Origin of the sequence: Faecalicatena faecalis (genome assembly GCF_012524165.2) — a bacterium.
GTDB classification, from domain to species: Bacteria; Bacillota; Clostridia; order Lachnospirales; family Lachnospiraceae; genus Faecalicatena_A; species Faecalicatena_A faecalis.
In genome coordinates this window covers 39,400-60,015 of the sequence record NZ_JABACJ020000002.1, presented here as the reverse complement: position 1 = coordinate 60,015, position 20,616 = coordinate 39,400, and the positions used below count along the sequence as shown (strand labels likewise).

General features: G+C 40.2%; 10 protein-coding genes and 1 pseudogene. All 11 read left to right on the top strand.

Annotated features, from left to right (window positions below; all coding sequences use genetic code 11):
- Positions 1-191 precede the first annotated feature (191 nt).
- The 11 genes and pseudogenes from HGO97_RS02915 to recD2 all read left to right on the top strand — a co-directional run bounded on the left by HGO97_RS02915 (position 192) and on the right by recD2 (position 20,613).
- Positions 192-1,460, top strand: coding sequence for a hypothetical protein (locus HGO97_RS02915; RefSeq protein ID WP_216239275.1), 1,269 nt, complete (start codon positions 192-194; stop codon positions 1,458-1,460).
- Positions 1,461-1,682: 222 nt separating this feature from the next.
- Positions 1,683-1,760 (top strand): annotated as a pseudogene (locus HGO97_RS02910) (IS200/IS605 family transposase); the annotation flags it as partial.
- 452 nt (positions 1,761-2,212) lie between these two features.
- Positions 2,213-5,224, top strand: a complete 3,012-nt coding sequence (locus HGO97_RS02905) for a type I restriction endonuclease subunit R (RefSeq protein ID WP_216239273.1) — start codon at positions 2,213-2,215, stop codon at positions 5,222-5,224.
- Positions 5,217-6,467 carry a restriction endonuclease subunit S gene (locus tag HGO97_RS02900; protein ID WP_246597272.1) on the top strand — a complete coding sequence of 417 codons (1,251 nt, stop codon included), beginning with the start codon at positions 5,217-5,219 and terminating at the stop codon, positions 6,465-6,467. The genes HGO97_RS02905 and HGO97_RS02900 overlap by 8 nt, the downstream gene beginning before the upstream one ends.
- Positions 6,464-7,588, top strand: coding sequence for an AAA family ATPase (locus HGO97_RS02895; protein ID WP_216239266.1), 1,125 nt, complete (start codon positions 6,464-6,466; stop codon positions 7,586-7,588). The genes HGO97_RS02900 and HGO97_RS02895 overlap by 4 nt, the downstream gene beginning before the upstream one ends.
- Before the next feature lie 12 nt (positions 7,589-7,600).
- Positions 7,601-9,391 carry a type I restriction-modification system subunit M gene (locus tag HGO97_RS02890; RefSeq protein ID WP_216239263.1) on the top strand — a complete coding sequence of 597 codons (1,791 nt, stop codon included), beginning with the start codon at positions 7,601-7,603 and terminating at the stop codon, positions 9,389-9,391.
- A gap of 1,613 nt (positions 9,392-11,004) precedes the next feature.
- On the top strand, positions 11,005-11,544 hold the full coding sequence (locus HGO97_RS02885; RefSeq protein ID WP_216239262.1) for a hypothetical protein: 540 nt from the start codon (positions 11,005-11,007) through the stop codon (positions 11,542-11,544).
- Between the two features lie 408 nt (positions 11,545-11,952).
- On the top strand, positions 11,953-13,941 hold the full coding sequence (gene uvrB / locus HGO97_RS02880) for an excinuclease ABC subunit UvrB (protein WP_216239259.1): 1,989 nt from the start codon (positions 11,953-11,955) through the stop codon (positions 13,939-13,941).
- A 62-nt stretch (positions 13,942-14,003) separates the two neighbouring features.
- A complete protein-coding gene (uvrA, locus tag HGO97_RS02875) occupies positions 14,004-16,856 on the top strand; it encodes an excinuclease ABC subunit UvrA (RefSeq protein ID WP_216239257.1) in 2,853 nt (950 codons plus the stop codon).
- Positions 16,857-17,204: 348 nt separating this feature from the next.
- Positions 17,205-18,194 (top strand): rod shape-determining protein, encoded by a 990-nt coding sequence (gene mreB, locus HGO97_RS02870; RefSeq protein WP_216239248.1) that lies wholly within the window; start codon positions 17,205-17,207, stop codon positions 18,192-18,194.
- A 208-nt stretch (positions 18,195-18,402) separates the two neighbouring features.
- On the top strand, positions 18,403-20,613 hold the full coding sequence (gene recD2, locus HGO97_RS02865; RefSeq protein ID WP_216239247.1) for an SF1B family DNA helicase RecD2: 2,211 nt from the start codon (positions 18,403-18,405) through the stop codon (positions 20,611-20,613).
- Positions 20,614-20,616 lie beyond the last annotated feature (3 nt).

The window sequence follows — 20,616 nt, the reverse complement described above, 5'->3', positions numbered from 1 at the left end:
AATGGTTAAGGCTTTTCTTTATACTATCGTAATACTAAACTTACGGCGTGCTGTGGAGTGATAGGCCGAGTTAGGGAAAGCAGAAATCCCAAAAAGGTAATACGGGTAACACTTATGGAGAGTTATGGAGAGATAGGGCGAGAGCCTGTTAATCATATGCGGATGATTACGGATTTGACTTTGAAGAAGATATGCTGGTGGAAGAAGTCCCTTCGATTCTAAAAACGTTCGGTCTTTACTACACGAAAAAGTTCAAGAACGAAATTGAGGATATTACCGGACGATACTTTGAGGAACCCAAGCATACCAGAATACAAATACCACAGCACGAAAGCCATCTTTCCAGAGAAGAAATGGATTATGAGCAGACAAAAGAGGAATGGTATGAAAAGTTAATAGAACTCCCGGAACCATATAGTAACGAAGATCTCATAGAGATGATTAAGAGGAACGGATTTACGAAGGAAAATGAGGATTTTTTGCTCCAGACAATGGAAACAAGAGAACCCTGGTATCTGTATGAGTTTATGGTTGACGAAAGCAGTATTGAACTCTTGAAACGATTGGAAGATAAAGTGGTGTTAAAAACTGTTGGAAGGAATTTGGACCTATTCGCCATGGGGATTTTCGATGTAATGACAGATAGACGAACAGGACTCTATGCCAATTTGATTCATTTTTGTATCGACTATACTATAGAGTTACTGTATAAAGAGCGCCCAATCCTCTCAGAAACAAAGTTCAGAAAATTGTCCTGCTATAAGGAGAATGTGGAACATCACCCGGAATTAGAGACACTATTGTTTACGTATCTGTTAGAACGTCAGGGAAAATGGATCGTGATAAAACAGGAGCTGTTCCTACTTTATTTGTTATGCCATGAGATGAAAGAGGATGAGGGCATCGATTGGGATATTGTTTTTGAGAAAGGCTGTGGGAAGTGCCTTTTGAAGACTCAGAAAGGGAATAAGGCATTTTATTTTCCTGATTTTGTGAATCCTTCCAATATGGATTGGATTCAAAGGATACAGTGTATCATGGATGAGATAGATAGAACCGGATTCCGTCAGAAGTATGTGGTACCAAAGCTGGAAGAATTTTTGAATCAGTATCCTTCGAAAGCAGAAAGAGCAGCAGCTTTTCTGGAGGATATCCGATGGGAGCTGGATATTGATTTGGATGGTGAAATCTGCGGAGGCTCATATTTTGAGAAGGATGCGATGATATTGGCTGATAACCTAGGAATTGCCTATCTGACAGATGCAGAGGAATATCTGGCAGAAAGTTCCCGAAGATCCCTGATAGAACGGCAGGGGATCTGTACCAAGAAAGAGGATTATATCGCGGTTTCTTTGTACAAGGAAACAGATGAGGATTATTTGCGGAAAATCGGAGTTTATGAAGCATTAGAATACTATTTTGGGAAGCTGGAGACGTTTGTGCAATTAAATAAGGAATAGATCGTATATACGATTGCAGAGAAGATTCGATTTTGCAGTGAGTAGGAGATATGGGAAATCAAATGAGATTTTCTGTATCTCCTTTTATTATGGGGCGGATAGACTCTGCTGAGTACGTTGGAGTTTCTCATCAGAGAAACGAAACGTGCGAAATATAAGCTACCACCTTTCCGTTATAATAGAAGTGTTCAGGTCATTATTAGAGAAGGGAAAGGTGATTTTATGGCAAAGCAAACGAATTCACTTGCAAATACAAAGTGGATGTGTAAATATCACATCATCTTTACCCCAAAGTATAGATGAAAAATGATTTATAATCAATATTGCAGTATCTATGACAGCGTTCATATTGTGCTGCACCATCGCCTGCGAGACAAGCCAAGCGAACAAGTCGGAAATTTCTTCTTCCGACACATAACAGAAGTTTTCATCTACACCTTCGTTCTTTAACCGTTCCTTTGCTGTCGGAAGAATTGCGAAATACTGTAATTTCGCAATTTCGTCATAAAAGTTCTATTTTGTTCCTAAATAATGTAATAAATCAAATGAATTTTCAAACAATTATGAGGTGTTTACAATTCGCTATAGCTTATGCTATATTATATAGAAGCTTAAACGGATAGGGAGAACAATAAATCGAAACCAAATCAGATTGCAAGACACGCTTTGGCAGAACTTTGCAGGAAAAATAATTTAGATCAAGAATTGATAGATTCATTAGAAGTAAATAACTAAGTGAAAGGTGTTGCAATATGAAGAATGAGAAGCAAATTGAGCTGAATTTTATCGAAAAACTCAAAGAGCTAAAATATATATATCGAGAAGATATTAAAGACAAAGTCTCTTTGGAGGAAAATTTCAGAAAGCATTTTCAAGAACTCAATAGAGTTAGATTGAGTGATTCTGAATTTGCAAGATTAAAAGAAAGTATCGTTACACCGGATGTGTTTTCAGCAGCAAAAATTCTGAGAGAAACAAATACATTCAAAAGAGATGATGATACACCTTTACAGTACACTCTTGTAAATACGAATGACTGGTGCAAAAACGAGTATGAGGTGATCAATCAGCTCCGTATTAACACAGAAAATAGTCACCATAGGTATGATGTTATTATTCTTATCAATGGTATTCCCGTTGTGCAAATTGAGTTGAAGTCGCTGCAAATTACACCCAAGAGAGCAATGGAGCAAATTGTTAATTATAAAAATGATCCGGGAAATGGATTTACCAATTCCCTACTTTGCTTCATGCAGCTTTTTATCGTTAGCAACGAGAGCAATACCTATTATTTTGCCAATAATAACAAAGAGCATTTTGCTTTTGATGCTGATGAACGATTTTTGCCGGTATATCAATTCGCCGATAAGGATAATAAAAAGATCATACATCTGCATGATTTTTCTGAGGCAGTACTGCGTAAATGTGCTTTGGGGGAACTTATTAGCAAATATATGGTCTTAGTGGCAAGCGAACAAAAAATGATGATTATGAGACCGTATCAAATTTATGCGGTTAAAGCCATTATGGATTGCATTGAACAAAACAGAGGAAATGGCTATATTTGGCATACTACGGGAAGCGGTAAAACTCTCACATCTTTTAAGGCGTCCACTTTGTTAAAGGATAATCGCAACATAGCAAAATGCCTTTTTGTTGTGGACAGAAAGGATCTTGACCGGCAAACCAGAGAGGAATTCAATAAATTCCAAGAGGGGTGTGTAGAAGAAAACACTAATACTGAAAATTTGGTAAAAAGACTTGTTTCGGAGGACTATCGGGATAAAGTCATTGTTACAACCATTCAAAAATTGGGTTTGGCGCTTGATGATGATAATAAGCGAAGTAAAGAGAAAAAGAAAAAAGGTGAACTCACATACAAAGAGAGATTGGCACCTTTGAGAGATAGAAGAATTGCAATTATCTTTGATGAATGTCATCGTTCGCAGTTTGGAGAAAACCACAAAGCAATCAAAAACTTCTTCCCAAAGGCTCAGCTGTTTGGGTTTACCGGTACACCTATTTTTGGAGAGAATGCAACTTACAAGCAAATTGATGGAACTATCGGCTTTTATACAACCACGAAAGATATTTTTGAAAAAGAACTGCATGCATATACGATTACTCATGCTATTGATGACAGAAATGTATTGCGATTTCATATTGACTACTTCAAACCAGAAAATGACAGAGATGCTTCAAGAATCAATGAGGAAGAACAAAAAAGGGCTGTGGTACAAACCATTTTGTCAAAACATGATGCTGTGACGAACAACAGAAGATATAACGCTATCTTGGCCACAGCATCTATCAATGACGCTGTTGAATATTACAACCTGTTCAAAGAAGCGCAACAAAGTTGTATTAATGCTGCTGGCAGTGAGTTTACACCATTAAATATAGCTTGTGTATTTTCGCCGCCGGCGGAAGATAATAAGGATGTTCAGCAAATTCAAGAGGATCTTCCGCAGGAAAAAGAAGATAACAAAAAAGAACCTGATAAAAAGAAAAAAGCATTGACGGGTATTATCAAAGACTATAACGAACAGTATGGAACTAGTCATGACATTAACAATTTTGATGTGTATTATCAGGATGTACAGCAAAGAATTAAAGACCAGAAGTATACCAATGGGGACTATGACCATAAAAACAAGATTGACATTACTATTGTTGTGGATATGCTCCTGACCGGTTTCGACTCCAAGTATCTGAACACTTTGTATGTAGATAAGAACTTGAAATATCATGTGTTGATTCAGGCATTTTCCAGAACAAATCGAGTTTTAAACGATACAAAACCTTACGGTAATATTCTTGATTTCAGAAACCAGTCAGATGAAGTGGACAAAGCAATTGCTCTGTTTTCCGGTGAAAATAACAGCGAACGAGCAAAAGAAATCTGGCTTGTTGATCCTGCTCCAAAGGTTGTTGAGAAATTGGATAAGGCAGTAAGTGAATTGGAAAAGATTATGGAATCTCAGGGCTTGGAGTGTAAGCCGGAAGAAGTAAATAATCTGAAAGGCGATGCCGCAAGATGTGAATTTATTAATAAATTCAAGGAAGTGCAGCGTTTAAAAACACAGTTGGATCAGTATACGGAAATTGAAGAAAAAGACGCAGAAAAAATCGAGGAACTGTTGCCGGAGGACACCTTGCGTGCGTTCCGTGGTGCCTATATTGATGTGGCACAAAGGCTGAAAGCCGAACAAGGGAAAATGACCGAGAATAAAGATTCTGAGGTTGAGCAGCTCGATTTCGAGTTTGTTCTGTTTTCGTCTGCCATTATTGACTATGACTATATAATGGCGTTGATTGCTAAATATACGCAGTCTCAGTCTAAAGATAAAAAAGAAAAAGTTAGCAAAGAACAGCTAATCGGCATGCTTTCTGCTACCTCCAATTTGCTTGATGAAAGAGAGGATATTATCGAATATATCGACTCGCTTCAAGTTGGTGTGGCTTTGGATGAGAAGGAAATCAAAGCAGGGTATCAGAAATTCAGAGAACAGAAAAATAGTCAGGAAATCAATGTCATTGCAGAAAAACACGGTATTGAAAACCAAAGTTTGCAGGCATTTATTCAGGAAATTATCGACCGAATGATTTTTGACGGAGAAAAACTTAGTGATCTTTTGGCACCGCTTGACTTAAGCTGGAGAGAAAGAACGCAAAAAGAGTTGGATTTAATGGCTGACCTGATTCCGTTATTAAAAAAACTGGCAGATGGTCGTGAAATTATGGGGTTGAATGCGTATGAATAATAAGAAAGAAATGGTACCGAAACTAAGGTTTCCAGAATATATCGGGAATAAATTGAAAATTACGAAGTTGGGAAAAATATCATCTATCGTAAAAGAAAAAGCTGGAGAAAATAAATACATTCTTATGAGTGTGACATCTGGAGTTGGTTTAGTATCACAAGCAGAAAAGTTTGGGAGAGAAATAGCTGGGGATTCCTATAAGAATTATATTGTTATAAAAAAATATGATTTTGCCTATAATAAAAGCGCAACAAAACAATTTCCAGAAGGCTATATTTCTATGTTGGAAGAATACGATATAGCCGCTGTTCCCAATAGTATTTTTACTTGTTTTAGAATTACTGGTAATGAATCATTTCCCCCGTTTTTTAATTATCTCTGGCACAATAACTATCACGGACATTGGCTGAGAAAATATATCGAGGTGGGTGCAAGAGCGCACGGAGCTTTAAGTGTTGATATAAAACATTTATGGAGTATGCCACTTGCGTTACCTGATTTCAAAGAACAACAAAAGATTGTTGATTGTTTATCCTCTATTGATGAGCTGATCGACGCAGAAAGCAGAAAACTGAAAGCATTAGAAAAATACAAAAAAGGCTTGATGCAAAGGCTGTTCCCTGCTGAAGGGAAAACTCTTCCTGAATGGCGATTTCCTGAGTTTCAAGGATGTGGAGAGTGGAAAGCTAAATTTATAGGAAAGGTTTGCAAAATGTTTAGTGGAGGAACGCCAGATACCTCAAAAAAGGAGTTCTATGGAGGTACAATTCCTTTTATTAGATCAGCGGAAATAAATAAATCTTTTACAGAACTTTTTATCACGGAAGACGGTTTCAAAAATTCTTCTGCAAAAATGGTAAAAAAGGGAGATATATTAATAGCCTTATATGGAGCAAATAGTGGAGAGGTTGCTTTGTCTAAAATTGATGGTGCGATAAACCAAGCAATTTTGTGTTTAAGACATGAAACAAACAATGCGTTTGTATACCACTATTTTACCCATATGAAAAACTGGATTATTTCAAAATATATTCAAGGGGGTCAAGGTAATCTTTCGGGGCAAATCATCAAATCTGTGAAGTTATATTTTCCAAAACCAGAAGAACAAAAAAAAATTACAGATTGCTTGTCAGAAATCGATATCCTAATTACAGAACAGTCAAATAAAGTGGAACAGTTAAAAACACATAAAAAGGGATTAATGCAGGGATTGTTTCCTTCTATTGAGGAGGCAGATGTATGAGTGGTACAAAACGATTTACAAATTTAAAAAGATTAGCACGCAATATTCGCGATACGCTGGGTACTGGGGATACAACAGATACAAAAAATTATTATCTTTTATTTGCCTATAATGGAACTGGAAAAACAAGGCTTTCGGTTGAATTCAAAAATTTAGGAAAGAAAGAAATTCGTGGCAGTGAAGAAAAGACAAGAGATACACTGTATTATAATGCCTTTACCGAGGATCTTTTCTACTGGGACAATGATTTAGAAGGAGATACAGATAGGCGCTTGTTTTTTAATACAAACTCTCGCTTTTTTGACGGTTTGAGAGATCTCGAAATGGACACAAGAATAAGGGGATTTTTGCAGATTCATGCAGATTTTGACTTTACAATTCGTTATGATGAGGGATATGTCAGTTTTTCACGAAAAGTGCAAACCAGAACCGGAGAGGAAACTGTTACCGGAATAAAAATTTCCCGTGGAGAGGAGAATCTATTTGTTTGGTGTTTCTTTCTTGCTATTGTTCAACTGGTAAAAGACGAGGCTTTATCTTATGATTGGGTGAAATATATCTATATTGACGATCCAATTTCGTCCCTTGATGACAATAATGTTGTAGCGTTAGCATGTCAGCTTTCAGAATTACTTAAAGATTGTAAAATTAAAACTGTTATTTCTACTCATCACACACTGTTTTTTAATGTGATGTATAATGAGTTAAGAAAAGAAAGCACAGCGAGTCGTTTCTTGAGCTTTGACAAAGAAACAAACAAATACATAGTAAAAAACACTGGAGATACCCCGTTCTTTCATCATGTTGCATTGTTAAAGGAATTAAAAAAAGTGGCAGATAGCGGAAAAATATATACTTACCATTTTAATATTTTAAGAAATATCCTTGAGAAAACGGCAGCATTTCACGGGTTTGACGATTTTTCAGCCTGTATAAGACGGGAAGATGATGATTTAGATGATGTGATTTTTGCAAGAATGACGAATCTTTTAAGTCATGGCAATCACTCAATATTTAACCCTCTCGAAATGGTTGAGGATAATAAGGAAATTTTCAAAAATATATTGAACAGATTTCTGGAAAATTACAAATTTAACGATGATCTGTTTACAGAAAGATAGAGGTAGCGAATTATGAATGATACACAACAAAAACAGTTAGGCTCAATATTATGGGCGATTGCTGATAAACTGCGTGGCGTAATGAACGCCGATGATTTTAGAGATTATATGCTATCTTTTCTCTTTTTGCGTTACCTGTCTGATAATTATGAAGAGTCAGTAAAAAAGGAATTAGGCAGTGATTATCAGAAAAGTGAGCTTGAAATTCAAAAAAATGAAAACAATCTTGACGCCTATATTGATGAGCTTAAAACCGTTATGGCTCAATACAGTAGCTCTCTTTCTCCAAAGAAATTAGGATTACAAGAAGATGAAAAGGATCAAGAAAAAATTAAAAAAGCAAGACAAGAGTTTGTGGATGATAGTAATAAAATGCTCTATAGCCACAATGTAATTCCTCTTGCAGTCTGGTATATTCGCAATTTGGATCAAGTTGATATGCTTGAAAAACAAATGCGTCGTAAAATTCACTATGTGATAAAACCGGTATATTTGTGGAGTAATATATATGAATTGGCAAGGACACAAAATAAACAATTATTAAAAACTTTACAGAGTGGGTTTAAATACATTGAGAATGAGTCATTTGAAAGTAGATTTCGTGGTTTATTTTCAGAAGTAAACCTCGATTCCGATAAGCTTGGGAAAAATTATAATGAACGAAATACATTACTGTGCTCGATTATAACCGAAATTGCAGAAGGTCTTTCTAAATTTCCAAATGAAACAGATCTTTTGGGTGATGCCTACGAATATTTGATTGGTCAGTTTGCTTCTGGTTCTGGTAAAAAAGCGGGCGAATTCTATACACCGCAGCAGGTTTCAACCATCCTTTCTCGAATTGTTTCTCTTGACAGTCAAGATCCCAGCACCGGAAAAAAGAGCAAACTAAGAAATGTGCTTGATTTTGCCTGCGGTTCAGGTTCTCTGTTAATCAATGTGCGAAAACAATTTGGCGCAAATGGTATTGGGCAGATATATGGACAAGAAAGAAATATTACTACTTACAACCTTGCTCGTATGAATATGTTGCTTCATGGCGTGAAAGATTCTGAGTTTCAGATTCATCATGGAGATTCCTTAGTAAATGATTGGAATATATTAAAGGAGATGAATCCGGCAAAAAAAATGCAATTTGAAGCAGTTGTGGCCAATCCCCCCTTTAGCTATAGATGGCAGCCAAAAGAAGAAATGGCGGAAGATTTCCGATTCAAAAACTATGGGCTTGCTCCAAAGTCGGCAGCAGATTTTGCTTTTTTGTTGCATGGATTTCACTTTTTAAGTGATGATGGAACAATGGCAATTATTTTACCGCATGGAGTGCTTTTCCGTGGTGGCGCTGAGGAAAAAATCAGAACAAAACTTCTTAAAGATGGAAATATTGACGCCATCATTGGCTTGCCTGCGAACCTGTTTTTCTCCACAGGTATTCCGGTATGTGTTTTAGTTCTAAAAAAATGTAAAAAGTATGATGATGTGCTGATCATCAATGCAAGTGAGTATTTTGAAAAAGGAAAACGCCAAAATACACTTTTAACAGAGCATATTGATAAAATAATTGAAACGTATCAATACCGAAAAGAAGATGACAAACGGTATTCCCGCCGAGTTTCTATGGAAGAAATCGAGAAAAATGGATATAATCTAAATATTTCTCGCTATGTCAGCACTGCACCAGAAGAAGAAATTGTTGATGTTGAAGAAGTACGGCAGGAGCTTGAAAAAATTGAGTATGATATTAAGAATGCAAAGGCTCGACATAATGAGTTTTTGAAGGAATTAGGATTAAACTTATTGCCATAAGAATAAAGAATCAGTTGCGATGTTCTGTAACTGATTCTTTATTCTTTATACAGAGATTATTTTAGCATTAACTATTTCAGTAGCTCTTTCTCGAACTCCGATTGGTTGAGATTGTTGTTCGGGTAAGATAAGATTTAGTAACAGATAATCCCCAACTTGGGTATATGTACCACTCATCTGTTTAAATAGTGATTTTTCTATAGTGCTTTCATCCTGTATTTTATTGTATTTTCATTTTACAGAATAACAGGGAACAATACCAATGTACCGATTTGAAATACAGCGTATCTGCAATAAAAACAGATATGCTGTAAAATATGATATCGGAAACTGTTCACACTCATACACTAATATCGTAGCAGGTACAATCCCAACACTCTCAGCTAACTGCCGTGTAGTTAATCCTTTGCGTTGTTGTTAGTATCTAAGCATTGCTGCAGGGGGGGCGGTGGGAATAGATGTTTGTCAATTATTTATGCATATGTGATTGTCCATTTAAGCACAAAATAATCAACAAAATTGGGTTCTTATTTTTGTCGATTGTCGACAATTTACGAAACCGATTATGAGAGTATATTCCCCGGGATGTCCGGGATAAATAACTCAACAAATTAGTCGAGGGAGAAGAATAAATGAGGAATCATATATAAGGGCGAATTTCAAGTCAAAGGCAGTTTTCCTAAAATAAGTACGACCGCCGGGGAAGGAGAAGGATGTAAACATTATACTATTCCCAGGCAATCGAAAAGTTGGCCCGTAAATTTTGAGGAAGGCAATCAATGCCAGATGCTTCTTGGGGACATTGGTTCCGGTAAGATATTTACTAGGGGAACATGATTCAGTAGTTATAGTAGCCAATGCGGATCATCATCCACAATTTATTTAGCAGAAACAGCTATGTGTAAAAAAAATTACAAACTTTATATGCAAAATGGAATTCCGGCGTATTAAATAATAAGAGTAAAATAGATACTTGACTTTTATATATTACAGATGTAAGATTTATCAAAAACTTACATCTGTAATATATGATGAAGAGATTCTTCTTGGGCTCTTATTAAATGACAACTTTACATGAATACGAGCCAGTTGTTATGTAAAATGCCTTGATTTATTCGAATAATATATATTTTGCAAAAGCAGCTTTAAAAATATGATAAAACCTTTCCTGTTATATAAGGAAAATACATAGAAGTCGATTCTCACTATTAGTATGGTAGAAAACGTAAAGAACATAGGAGGGAGTGGATATGTTGTTAAAAAAGATAAAGCAGAATTGGAGCGGTATTGGTCAGAGTGGTAAAAGAATAGGAGTATTATTTTAAATAATGGTATTGATAGTATTCCTGAATATCAATACCGGATTGTGAGGCAGTATAATGAAACAGAAAAAAAGATTATTGGTTTATATCATATTTGTTATAGCATTTTCAATTGCAGGGTGTTCTTAAATAGAATCTGAAAAAGTTTGACAGAAGACATACAACCTATTTATGAAGAAACTGTATGTCCAAATAAAGAGTTCACAAAAAAGCGGAAGATATTGTCTATTACCATATTGAGGTATATCAAGAAGATAATACAATAAATAGAAACAAAAGGGAGTGAACAAATTGAATGAGAAACAAGAGAAAATAATAGAGTACATTAAAAAATATCGGTTGTTTCTGCCATTTGGCGTTTATCTAATATTACAATTATTGGCTGTAGTAGTAGGAAAATTAACGAATTTGACATTGAGGAGTATTCCTAAGATCTTTTTGTTTTGGATGGCTGTTATCACATCTATGCTGCTGATTCTTGGAATAAGCCGAAAAATTTTAAAATGGGGATGCGAAAAAGGGTTAAAAGGAGTTCCGGTGATAAAAAAGATTTGGTATGTCGTATTAGGAATTGTAGCAAGCGGAGTGATATATATTGGATTTGCTGTCAGCGCATTTATGTATCAGCCAGAACACATTGTAGTGCATAATGGCGTTCGCATGGTAGCCAGTGTCAATAGTTTTCTTCAAGAAACGGTGTATTATTATGAATATGAGAATATATTTTTTCGGGGCAGTGAAATGATTGGTTATGAGGATTATGGAAATGGATCTAGGGATCCGTTGAAAGATGGAAATAGAGAACCTATACAGCAGTATTTTGATGAGTAGGAGAAAATAAAGAAGCGGGTTAAGACCAGTAAAAATGGCTTTTTATCCGTTTCCTGCTATTCTATATATTCAAGTCAGATAAGAAGGAAGAAGTATTATTGAAAGCATAAAAATAATGTGTTGTTAAGTGTGCGATTGAAAAATTCTCACATTAGACAAAGCAGCGTGAAAGTAAATATTATGATTGTTCTGATTATAGAAGAGATAGAGAGCATAGCAGATGAATATATGCAAGCCACCCGACAAAACATATGAATATGGAAAATGGGATTTCGTAATTTATAAAACAAAGATACAGAACAAACATTCGAACTTGCTCTGTACTTTTATTTTATATTCTGATATAATCAATCCTAGTTACAGGAATAATAACTATATACTAGAACGATTCATAAAGGAGGAGCTTTCATGGATCATTTTGAATTAGTATCAGAATATAAACCAACTGGTGACCAGCCGCAGGCCATTGCCGAACTGGTCAAAGGTTTTAAAGAGGGGAACCAATGCCAGACCTTGCTTGGTGTTACTGGTTCCGGTAAGACATTTACGATGGCGAACGTGATTCAGCAGTTACAGAAGCCGACGCTGATCATCGCCCACAATAAGACACTTGCGGCGCAGTTATATGGTGAATTTAAAGAGTTCTTCCCGAATAATGCCGTGGAGTATTTTGTCTCCTACTATGACTATTACCAGCCAGAAGCCTATGTTCCGTCATCAGACACATATATCGCCAAGGATTCTTCCATCAATGATGAGATAGACAAGCTCCGCTTATCCGCCACGATGGCGTTGTCAGAGCGCCGTGATGTCATCATTGTAGCCAGTGTGTCCTGTATTTACGGTTTGGGCAGTCCAGTGGATTACCAGAACATGGTCATTTCTCTGCGGCCTGGTATGATACGTGACCGGGATGAGGTGATGGCCAAGCTGATCGAGATTCAGTATGATCGCAATGAGATGGATTTCCACCGTGGAACCTTCCGGGTAAGGGGGGATGTGCTGGAGGTCATCCCGGCCAACTCAGAAGATGTAGCAATTCGGATCGAGTGGTTCGGAGATGAGATTGACCGGATCACGGAGATTGATATTCTTACCGGCGAGATTAAGGATGAGCTAAAGCATGCCGCAATATTCCCGGCCTCACATTATGTTGTGGACAAGGAGAATATTGAGCGTGCAGTAGTGGATATCGAGGCGGAACTGGAAGAGCGGGTGAAGGAGTTCAAACGCCAGGATAAGCTGATTGAGGCACAGCGGATTGCTGAACGGACTAATTTTGATATTGAGATGCTAAAGGAGACAGGCTTTTGCTCTGGGATTGAGAATTATTCCAGGCACCTGGCGGGTCTTGCGCCGGGACAGCCTCCATATACATTGATCGATTATTTCCCGGATGATTTTATTATGATGATCGATGAGTCACATAAGACGATTCCTCAGATCGGCGGTATGTATTCCGGGGACCAGTCACGTAAGACGACACTGGTGGAGTATGGATTCCGACTTCCATCGGCAAAGGACAACCGTCCCTTGAATTTTGAAGAATTTGAAAGTAAAATAAATCAGGTCATGTTCGTTTCTGCGACACCAGGCGTGTATGAGGAGGAGCATGAGCTTCTCAGGACAGAGCAGGTAATCCGTCCGACTGGACTTCTGGACCCAGAAGTAGAGGTACGTCCGGTTGAGGGACAGATTGACGATCTGATCGGAGAAGTGAATAAGGAAGTTTCCAAGAAGAATAAAGTACTTGTGACTACCTTGACCAAGCGTATGGCAGAGGATCTGACAGATTATATGCGTGAAGTGGGGATTCGAGTGAAGTATCTCCATTCAGACGTTGATACACTTGAAAGGACAGAGATTATCCGTGATATGCGTCTGGATGTCTTTGACGTGCTCGTGGGCATCAACTTGCTGAGAGAAGGTCTGGATATACCGGAGATTACCCTGGTAGCAATTCTGGATGCAGATAAGGAAGGCTTTCTGCGTTCGGAGACATCTCTGATTCAGACAATCGGACGTGCAGCGAGAAATGCCGAAGGTCATGTCATCATGTATGCGGATAAGATTACAGATTCCATGCAGATCGCGATGGATGAGACACAGCGTCGTCGTGAGATTCAGATGAAGTATAACGAAGAACACGGCATTACACCGAAGACAATTCAGAAGTCAGTCAGAGATTTGATCAGTATTTCCAAGAAGGTGGCAGCGGAAGAGCTGCAGATGGAGAAAGACCCGGAGTCCATGAGCCGAAAGGAGCTGGAGAAATTGATTGCAGAGCTGTCCAAGCAGATGAAGAAGGCAGCGGCAGAACTGAATTTCGAGGCAGCGGCAGAGCTGCGTGATAAATTGGTCGAATTAAAGAGGACCTTGAATGAAATGGACGATTAAATGAATATTTCACAGAAAATACAGAAGAATAAGATAAGATAGGAGTACAGGAAGGGAAAAACATGGCAAAAAAAATGGATGCCCGCCAGTATATCAAGATACGTGGGGCAAATGAAAATAACCTGAAGAACATTGATCTGGATATTCCAAGGAATGAGTTAGTCGTGCTGACGGGACTGAGCGGTTCCGGTAAGTCATCACTGGCATTTGATACTATTTATGCGGAAGGACAGAGACGGTATATGGAGTCTCTCTCTTCTTATGCGAGACAGTTCCTTGGGCAGATGGAGAAGCCGAATGTGGAGAGCATAGAAGGTCTTTCCCCGGCCATTTCCATTGACCAGAAGTCCACGAACCATAACCCGCGTTCCACAGTTGGGACCGTGACCGAGATCTATGACTATTTCCGTCTGCTTTATGCCAGGATTGGAATTCCACACTGTCCGAAATGTGGGAAGGAGATCAGGAAACAGACTGTTGACCAGATGGTAGATCAAGTGATGGAGCTGCCCCAGGGAACGAAGATTCAATTATTGGCACCCGTGGTCAGAGGAAGGAAGGGAACCCATGCGAAGCTTTTGGAACGCTCGAAGCGAAGCGGATATGTAAGAGTCAGGATCGATGGGAATCTTTATGAGTTATCCGAGGAGATTACCCTGGATAAGAATATTAAGCATAATATAGAAATCATTGTCGATCGTCTTGTCGTAAAACCAGGAATCGAGAAAAGGCTGACAGATTCTGTAGAAAGTGTACTTGCTTTGGCAGAGGGGCTTCTGATCGTGGACATTATCGGTGGAGAGCCGATGAATTTCAGTCAGAGCTTTGCTTGCCCAGATTGTGGAATCAGTATTGAGGAAATTGAACCGAGAAGCTTTTCCTTTAATAATCCATTCGGTGCATGTCCGGTATGCTTCGGCCTTGGGTACAAGATGGAGTTTTCAGAAGAATTGATGATACCGGATTCTTCTCTAAGTATCAACGAGGGAGCAATCACGGTGATGGGATGGCAGTCCTGTACAGATAAATCCAGCTTCACAAGAGCGATTCTGGATGCTTTATGTAAGGAATATAAGTTCGATTTGGATACCCCGTTTGAAAAGTATCCAAAGAAGATACATGATGTGATCATGTATGGTACAAATGGGAAATCTGTAAAAGTATATTATAAAGGACAGCGCGGAGAAGGTGTTTACGATGTAGCCTTTGAGGGCCTGATCAAGAATGTAGAAAGACGTTATCGTGAGACTGGTTCCGAGACGATGAAGGCAGAGTATGAGACCTTTATGAATATTACTCCTTGTTCCGAGTGTGGAGGGCAGCGTCTGAAAAAAGGATCTCTTGCAGTCACTGTAGGGAATAAAAATATTGCTGAGGTGACAGGCTTCTCAATAGATAAACTGCAGCAGTTCCTTGCAGAGCTGGAGCTTACAGAAACACAGAAGATGATTGGAAGCCAGATTTTGAAGGAAATCAAGGCCCGAATTCAATTTTTAATGAATGTGGGACTGGATTATTTGACATTGGCGAGAGCAACGGCATCTCTTTCAGGCGGTGAGGCACAGCGCATCCGTCTTGCGACCCAGATAGGGTCCGGGCTGGTCGGAGTGGCTTATATATTGGATGAACCAAGTATTGGTCTTCATCAGAGGGATAATGATAAGCTTCTGGATACCTTAAAGCATTTGCGTGATCTGGGGAATACACTGATTGTAGTCGAGCATGATGAGGATACCATGCTGGCAGCGGATTGTGTGGTCGATATTGGACCTGGCGCAGGAGAGCACGGCGGTGAGGTCGTTGCCATTGGAACAGCGCAGGAGATCATGAAGAACAAGAATTCTATCACAGGTGCATATTTGAGCGGCAGACTGCAGATTCCGGTACCGGAAAAAAGGGAAAAGCCGACGGGGTATTTAAAAATTGTGGGAGCACAGGAAAATAACCTGAAGAATATCGATGTCAAGATTCCTCTGGGAGTCATGACCTGTGTGACTGGTGTGTCTGGATCAGGAAAGAGTTCCCTGGTCAATGAGATTTTATATAAGAAACTGGCAAAGGAGTTGAACCGGGCAAGGACCATCCCTGGCAAGCATAAGCGGATCGAAGGACTCGATCAGGTGGATAAAGTCATTGATATCGATCAGTCTCCGATCGGACGTACCCCGCGTTCCAATCCGGCGACGTATACGGGGGTATTTGATTTGATCAGGGATCTGTTCGCGGCTACCCCGGATGCTAAGGCAAGAGGATATAAGAAGGGCAGATTCAGTTTTAATGTGAAGGGCGGAAGATGTGAAGCCTGCAGTGGAGATGGTATTTTAAAGATCGAGATGCACTTCCTTCCAGATGTGTATGTGCCCTGTGAGGTATGCGGCGGTAAACGTTACAATAGAGAGACGCTGGAAGTGAAGTATAAGGGGAAGACCATTTATGATGTGCTGAATATGACAGTAGAGGAGGCTCTGGAATTTTTTGAACATGTTCCGAGTATCCGAAGGAAAATGGAGACCCTGTATGATGTTGGATTGTCCTATATCAGGCTGGGGCAACCGTCCACGGAACTGTCAGGAGGAGAGGCACAAAGAATCAAGCTTGCTGCAGAACTAAGCCGCAGAAGCACAGGGAAGACCGTCTATATTCTGGATGAACCGACCACAGGACTTCACTTTGCGGATGTCCATAAGCTGACTGAGATTCTGAGAAGACTTTCAGGAGATGGAAATACAGTGGTCGTTATCGAACATAATCTGGATGTCATCAAGACGGCGGATTATATCATCGATATTGGTCCCGAGGGCGGTGACAAGGGTGGTACGATCGTAGCCACGGGTACGCCGGAGGAGATCGCAGAGAATCCAAATTCTTATACAGGAAAGTATGTTGCTGAAGCTTTGAAAAAGAGCAGACGCTGATTCTGAATATGACAGCCCGGAATCCCGTGGGAGACCGGGCTTGAATTACATGTAAACTCTGTGCCTGCGAAAAAAGTCGGATGTTGCGGGAGTATTTTACATTCCTTAAGAAAAACTAAAAATATAAAAAAAGGGTTTCCATTTTTGGAAAAGTTTATTATACTATTTGTGCAACTTCAGGAAGACAGGCATAAAAAGGCTGTCTAAGAACGAAGGATGAGAAGAACAAAAAAGCTGATAAAAAGAACAGATAGAGTCCGGGAAAAATACCGGCCCTTGTGCAGAGGGATAAGAAGGAACGAAAGATGATGAGAAGGATTAATAAGGGTTTTAGAAGGGAGAATCAATATGTCTGTAGATATCGGGATAGATTTAGGTACAGCCAGTGTACTTGTGTATGTGAAAGGCAAAGGAGTGGTGCTTAAGGAACCATCCGTTGTTGCATTTGACAGAGATACCAATGTGATCAAAGCGATTGGAGAAGAGGCACGCCTGATGCTGGGGAGAACACCGGGCAATATTATAGCAGTACGGCCGCTCCGTCAGGGCGTCATTTCAGATTATACGGTGACGGAAAAGATGATTAAGTATTTTGTCCAGAAGTCATTGGGAAAGAGAACATTTAAGAAACCTCGTATCAGTATCTGTGTGCCAAGTGGGGTGACAGAAGTTGAGAAAAAGGCAGTCGAGGAAGCTACATTTGCGGCAGGCGCAAGGGAAGTGCATTTGATTGAAGAGCCGGTAGCAGCAGCCATTGGCGCAGGAATCGATATCTCTAAACCATGCGGGAACATGATCGTGGATATCGGCGGAGGAACAGCAGATATCGCTGTGATTTCACTGGGAGGTACTGTCGTGAATACTTCGATTAAGATTGCCGGAGACGATTTTGATGAAGCGATTGTACGTTATATGCGTAAGAAACATAATCTTCTGATTGGGGAACGTACCGCAGAAGATATTAAGATAAAGATAGGAACCACCTATCCTCTTGTAGAGGAGGAGACGATGGAAGTCAGAGGGCGCAATCTTGTGACAGGACTTCCAAAGACGGTCACGGTGACGTCTTCAGAGACGGAGGAAGCGCTGCATGAAGCGACCGGCCAGATTGTGGAGGCTGTCATTGCCGTGTTGGAACAGACTCCGCCAGAGCTGTCGGCGGATATTCTGGACCGCGGGATTGTCCTTACAGGAGGAGGAGCAATGCTCCGCGGCTTAGAGGAACTGATCGAGGAGAAGACAGGTATCCATACAATGACAGCAGAAGACCCTATGAAGGTCGTAGCAATCGGTACCGGTCAGTTCGTAGAATTTATGAGCGGCAGGACAGATTTTTAACAGCAGTCTAAGCCTGAACGATGAAAAGGATACGTATTTCTTGACAGGCCTGTGCATGTGGAAAAGCAGCAGGTGTTTTCAGATAGATTTCGAGAGGCAGAACAGATTTCAAGTGTCAGATAAAAGGAATGGGACAGACTACTTCGAGAAGAAAGGGAGGAGTCTGTCTTAACTTATTTTGTGTACTTGCTCTGGTTAGGAGGAAATTGTGGAAGTAGTTACCGGATATGTGGAGCACATCGTATTTAGAAATGAGGAGAATGGGTATACTGTATTTAATCTGGACAGTGAGGATGGGGAAGTGACATGTGTGGGGAACTTTCATTACATAAACGAAGGTGAGATGCTGGAAATCCAAGGGGATTATGTGAATCACAGTGTTTATGGCAGCCAGCTCAAGGTGAGCTCCCACAAAGTCAAGGAACCAGAGGACCTGGTCTCTATAGAGAGGTATCTGGGCTCCGGCGCTGTCAAAGGGGTCGGAGCAGCACTGGCGGCAAGGATCGTAAGGCGTTTTAAGGAGGATACCTTCCGTATCATCGAGGAAGAGCCGGAGAGACTCGCAGAAGTCAAAGGAATCAGTGAACGGAAGGCCAGAGAGATCGCGGAGCAGGTGGAAGATAAAAAGGACATGCGAAAGGCCATGATCTATTTGCAGAATTATGGGATTTCCACCACACTTGCGGTCAAAATATATAAATATTATGGTTCTAAGCTATATCAGGTATTGGAAGAAAATCCATATCAGCTTGCGGATAATATAGAAGGAGTGGGATTTAAGACGGCGGATGAGATCGCATCCAGGATCGGTATCCATACGGATTCGGATTTCCGTATCCGAAGTGGAATATTCTATACTCTTCAGCAGTCTGTGGGAGAGGGGCATATCTACCTTCCGCAGCAGCTTTTGGCGGCACGTGCCGGCCAGCTCCTTGGAGTTCAAATTCAGGATGTGGAAAAGTATATCATGGATCTGTGCATTGAACGAAAGGTAGTAAGGAAAGAGGAGAGGGACGAAATCCGTATTTATCCGGCACATTATTATTATCTGGAATTGAATACGGCCCGAATGCTCCATGACCTGAATATCGACTGTAATATGCCAGAAGATATGATGGAAAAACGACTTCGAAGGGTGGAAGAGCAGGAAGCCATTTCATTGGATGTGATGCAGCATAAGGCGGTCATAGAATCTATCAAGCATGGCCTTTTGGTCTTGACGGGAGGGCCTGGTACTGGAAAGACGACTACGATCAATACGATGATTCAGTTTTTTGAAAGTGAAGGGATGAGCATTCTGTTAGCTGCTCCTACAGGTCGTGCGGCCAAACGGATGACAGAGGCGACCGGATATCAGGCACAGACCATCCACCGTCTGCTTGAGGTCAACGGCAATCCCGAGGAGGAGGGAAATGTAGGCGGATTCATGAGGAACCGTCAGAATCCCCTGGAGACAGATGTGCTGATTATTGATGAGATGTCTATGGTAGACCTGCCACTGATGCATGCTCTTTTGTCTGCGGTGGTAGAGGGGACCAGGCTGATTCTTGTGGGAGATGTCAATCAGCTTCCTTCTGTGGGACCGGGAAGCGTATTGAAGGATATCATCGCATCCGGTAGTTTTCCGGTCGTTACATTGACGAAGATATTCCGTCAGGCGGGAGAGAGCGATATCGTTGTGAATGCACATAAGATCAATGCCGGGGAGCCGGTCGTTCTGAATAATAAGAGCCGGGATTTCTTCTTCCTGAAACGTCAGGAGGCAGATGTGATTATCAGTGTTGTCATTACTCTGATTCAGAAGAAGCTTCCCAAATATGTAAATGCAGCACCCACGGACATCCAGGTGATGACACCTACGCGGAAAGGGCTGTTGGGAGTGGAACGCCTGAATTCGATCTTGCAGCGATATCTGAATCCACCTGCTCCTGGTAAGGCGGAGAAGGAATTTGGGGATAAAATCTTCCGAATTGGGGATAAAGTGATGCAGATTAAGAATAACTATCAATTAGAGTGGGAAATTTGCACGAAATTTGGGCTGACTGTGGATAAAGGTACGGGGATTTTTAACGGAGATATGGGAATCGTCACAGATATCAACACCTATGACGAGACACTGGAAGTTGAATACGATGAAGGCAGGAAGGTAAAGTATCCCTACGATCTGCTGGATGAGTTGGAGCTTGCCTATGCCATTACAGTACATAAGTCCCAGGGCAGCGAGTATCCGGCGGTGATTATCCCGCTTCTTCCGGGCCCCAGGCTTTTATACAACAGGAATCTGCTGTATACGGCCGTGACTCGAGCAAAAAAATGTTTAACAATTGTGGGGAGTGATACGACATTTCAGGAAATGATACAAAACAAAAACGAACAAAACCGTTACACAAGCTTAGCAGAGCGTATTCAGGAATTTTAGACC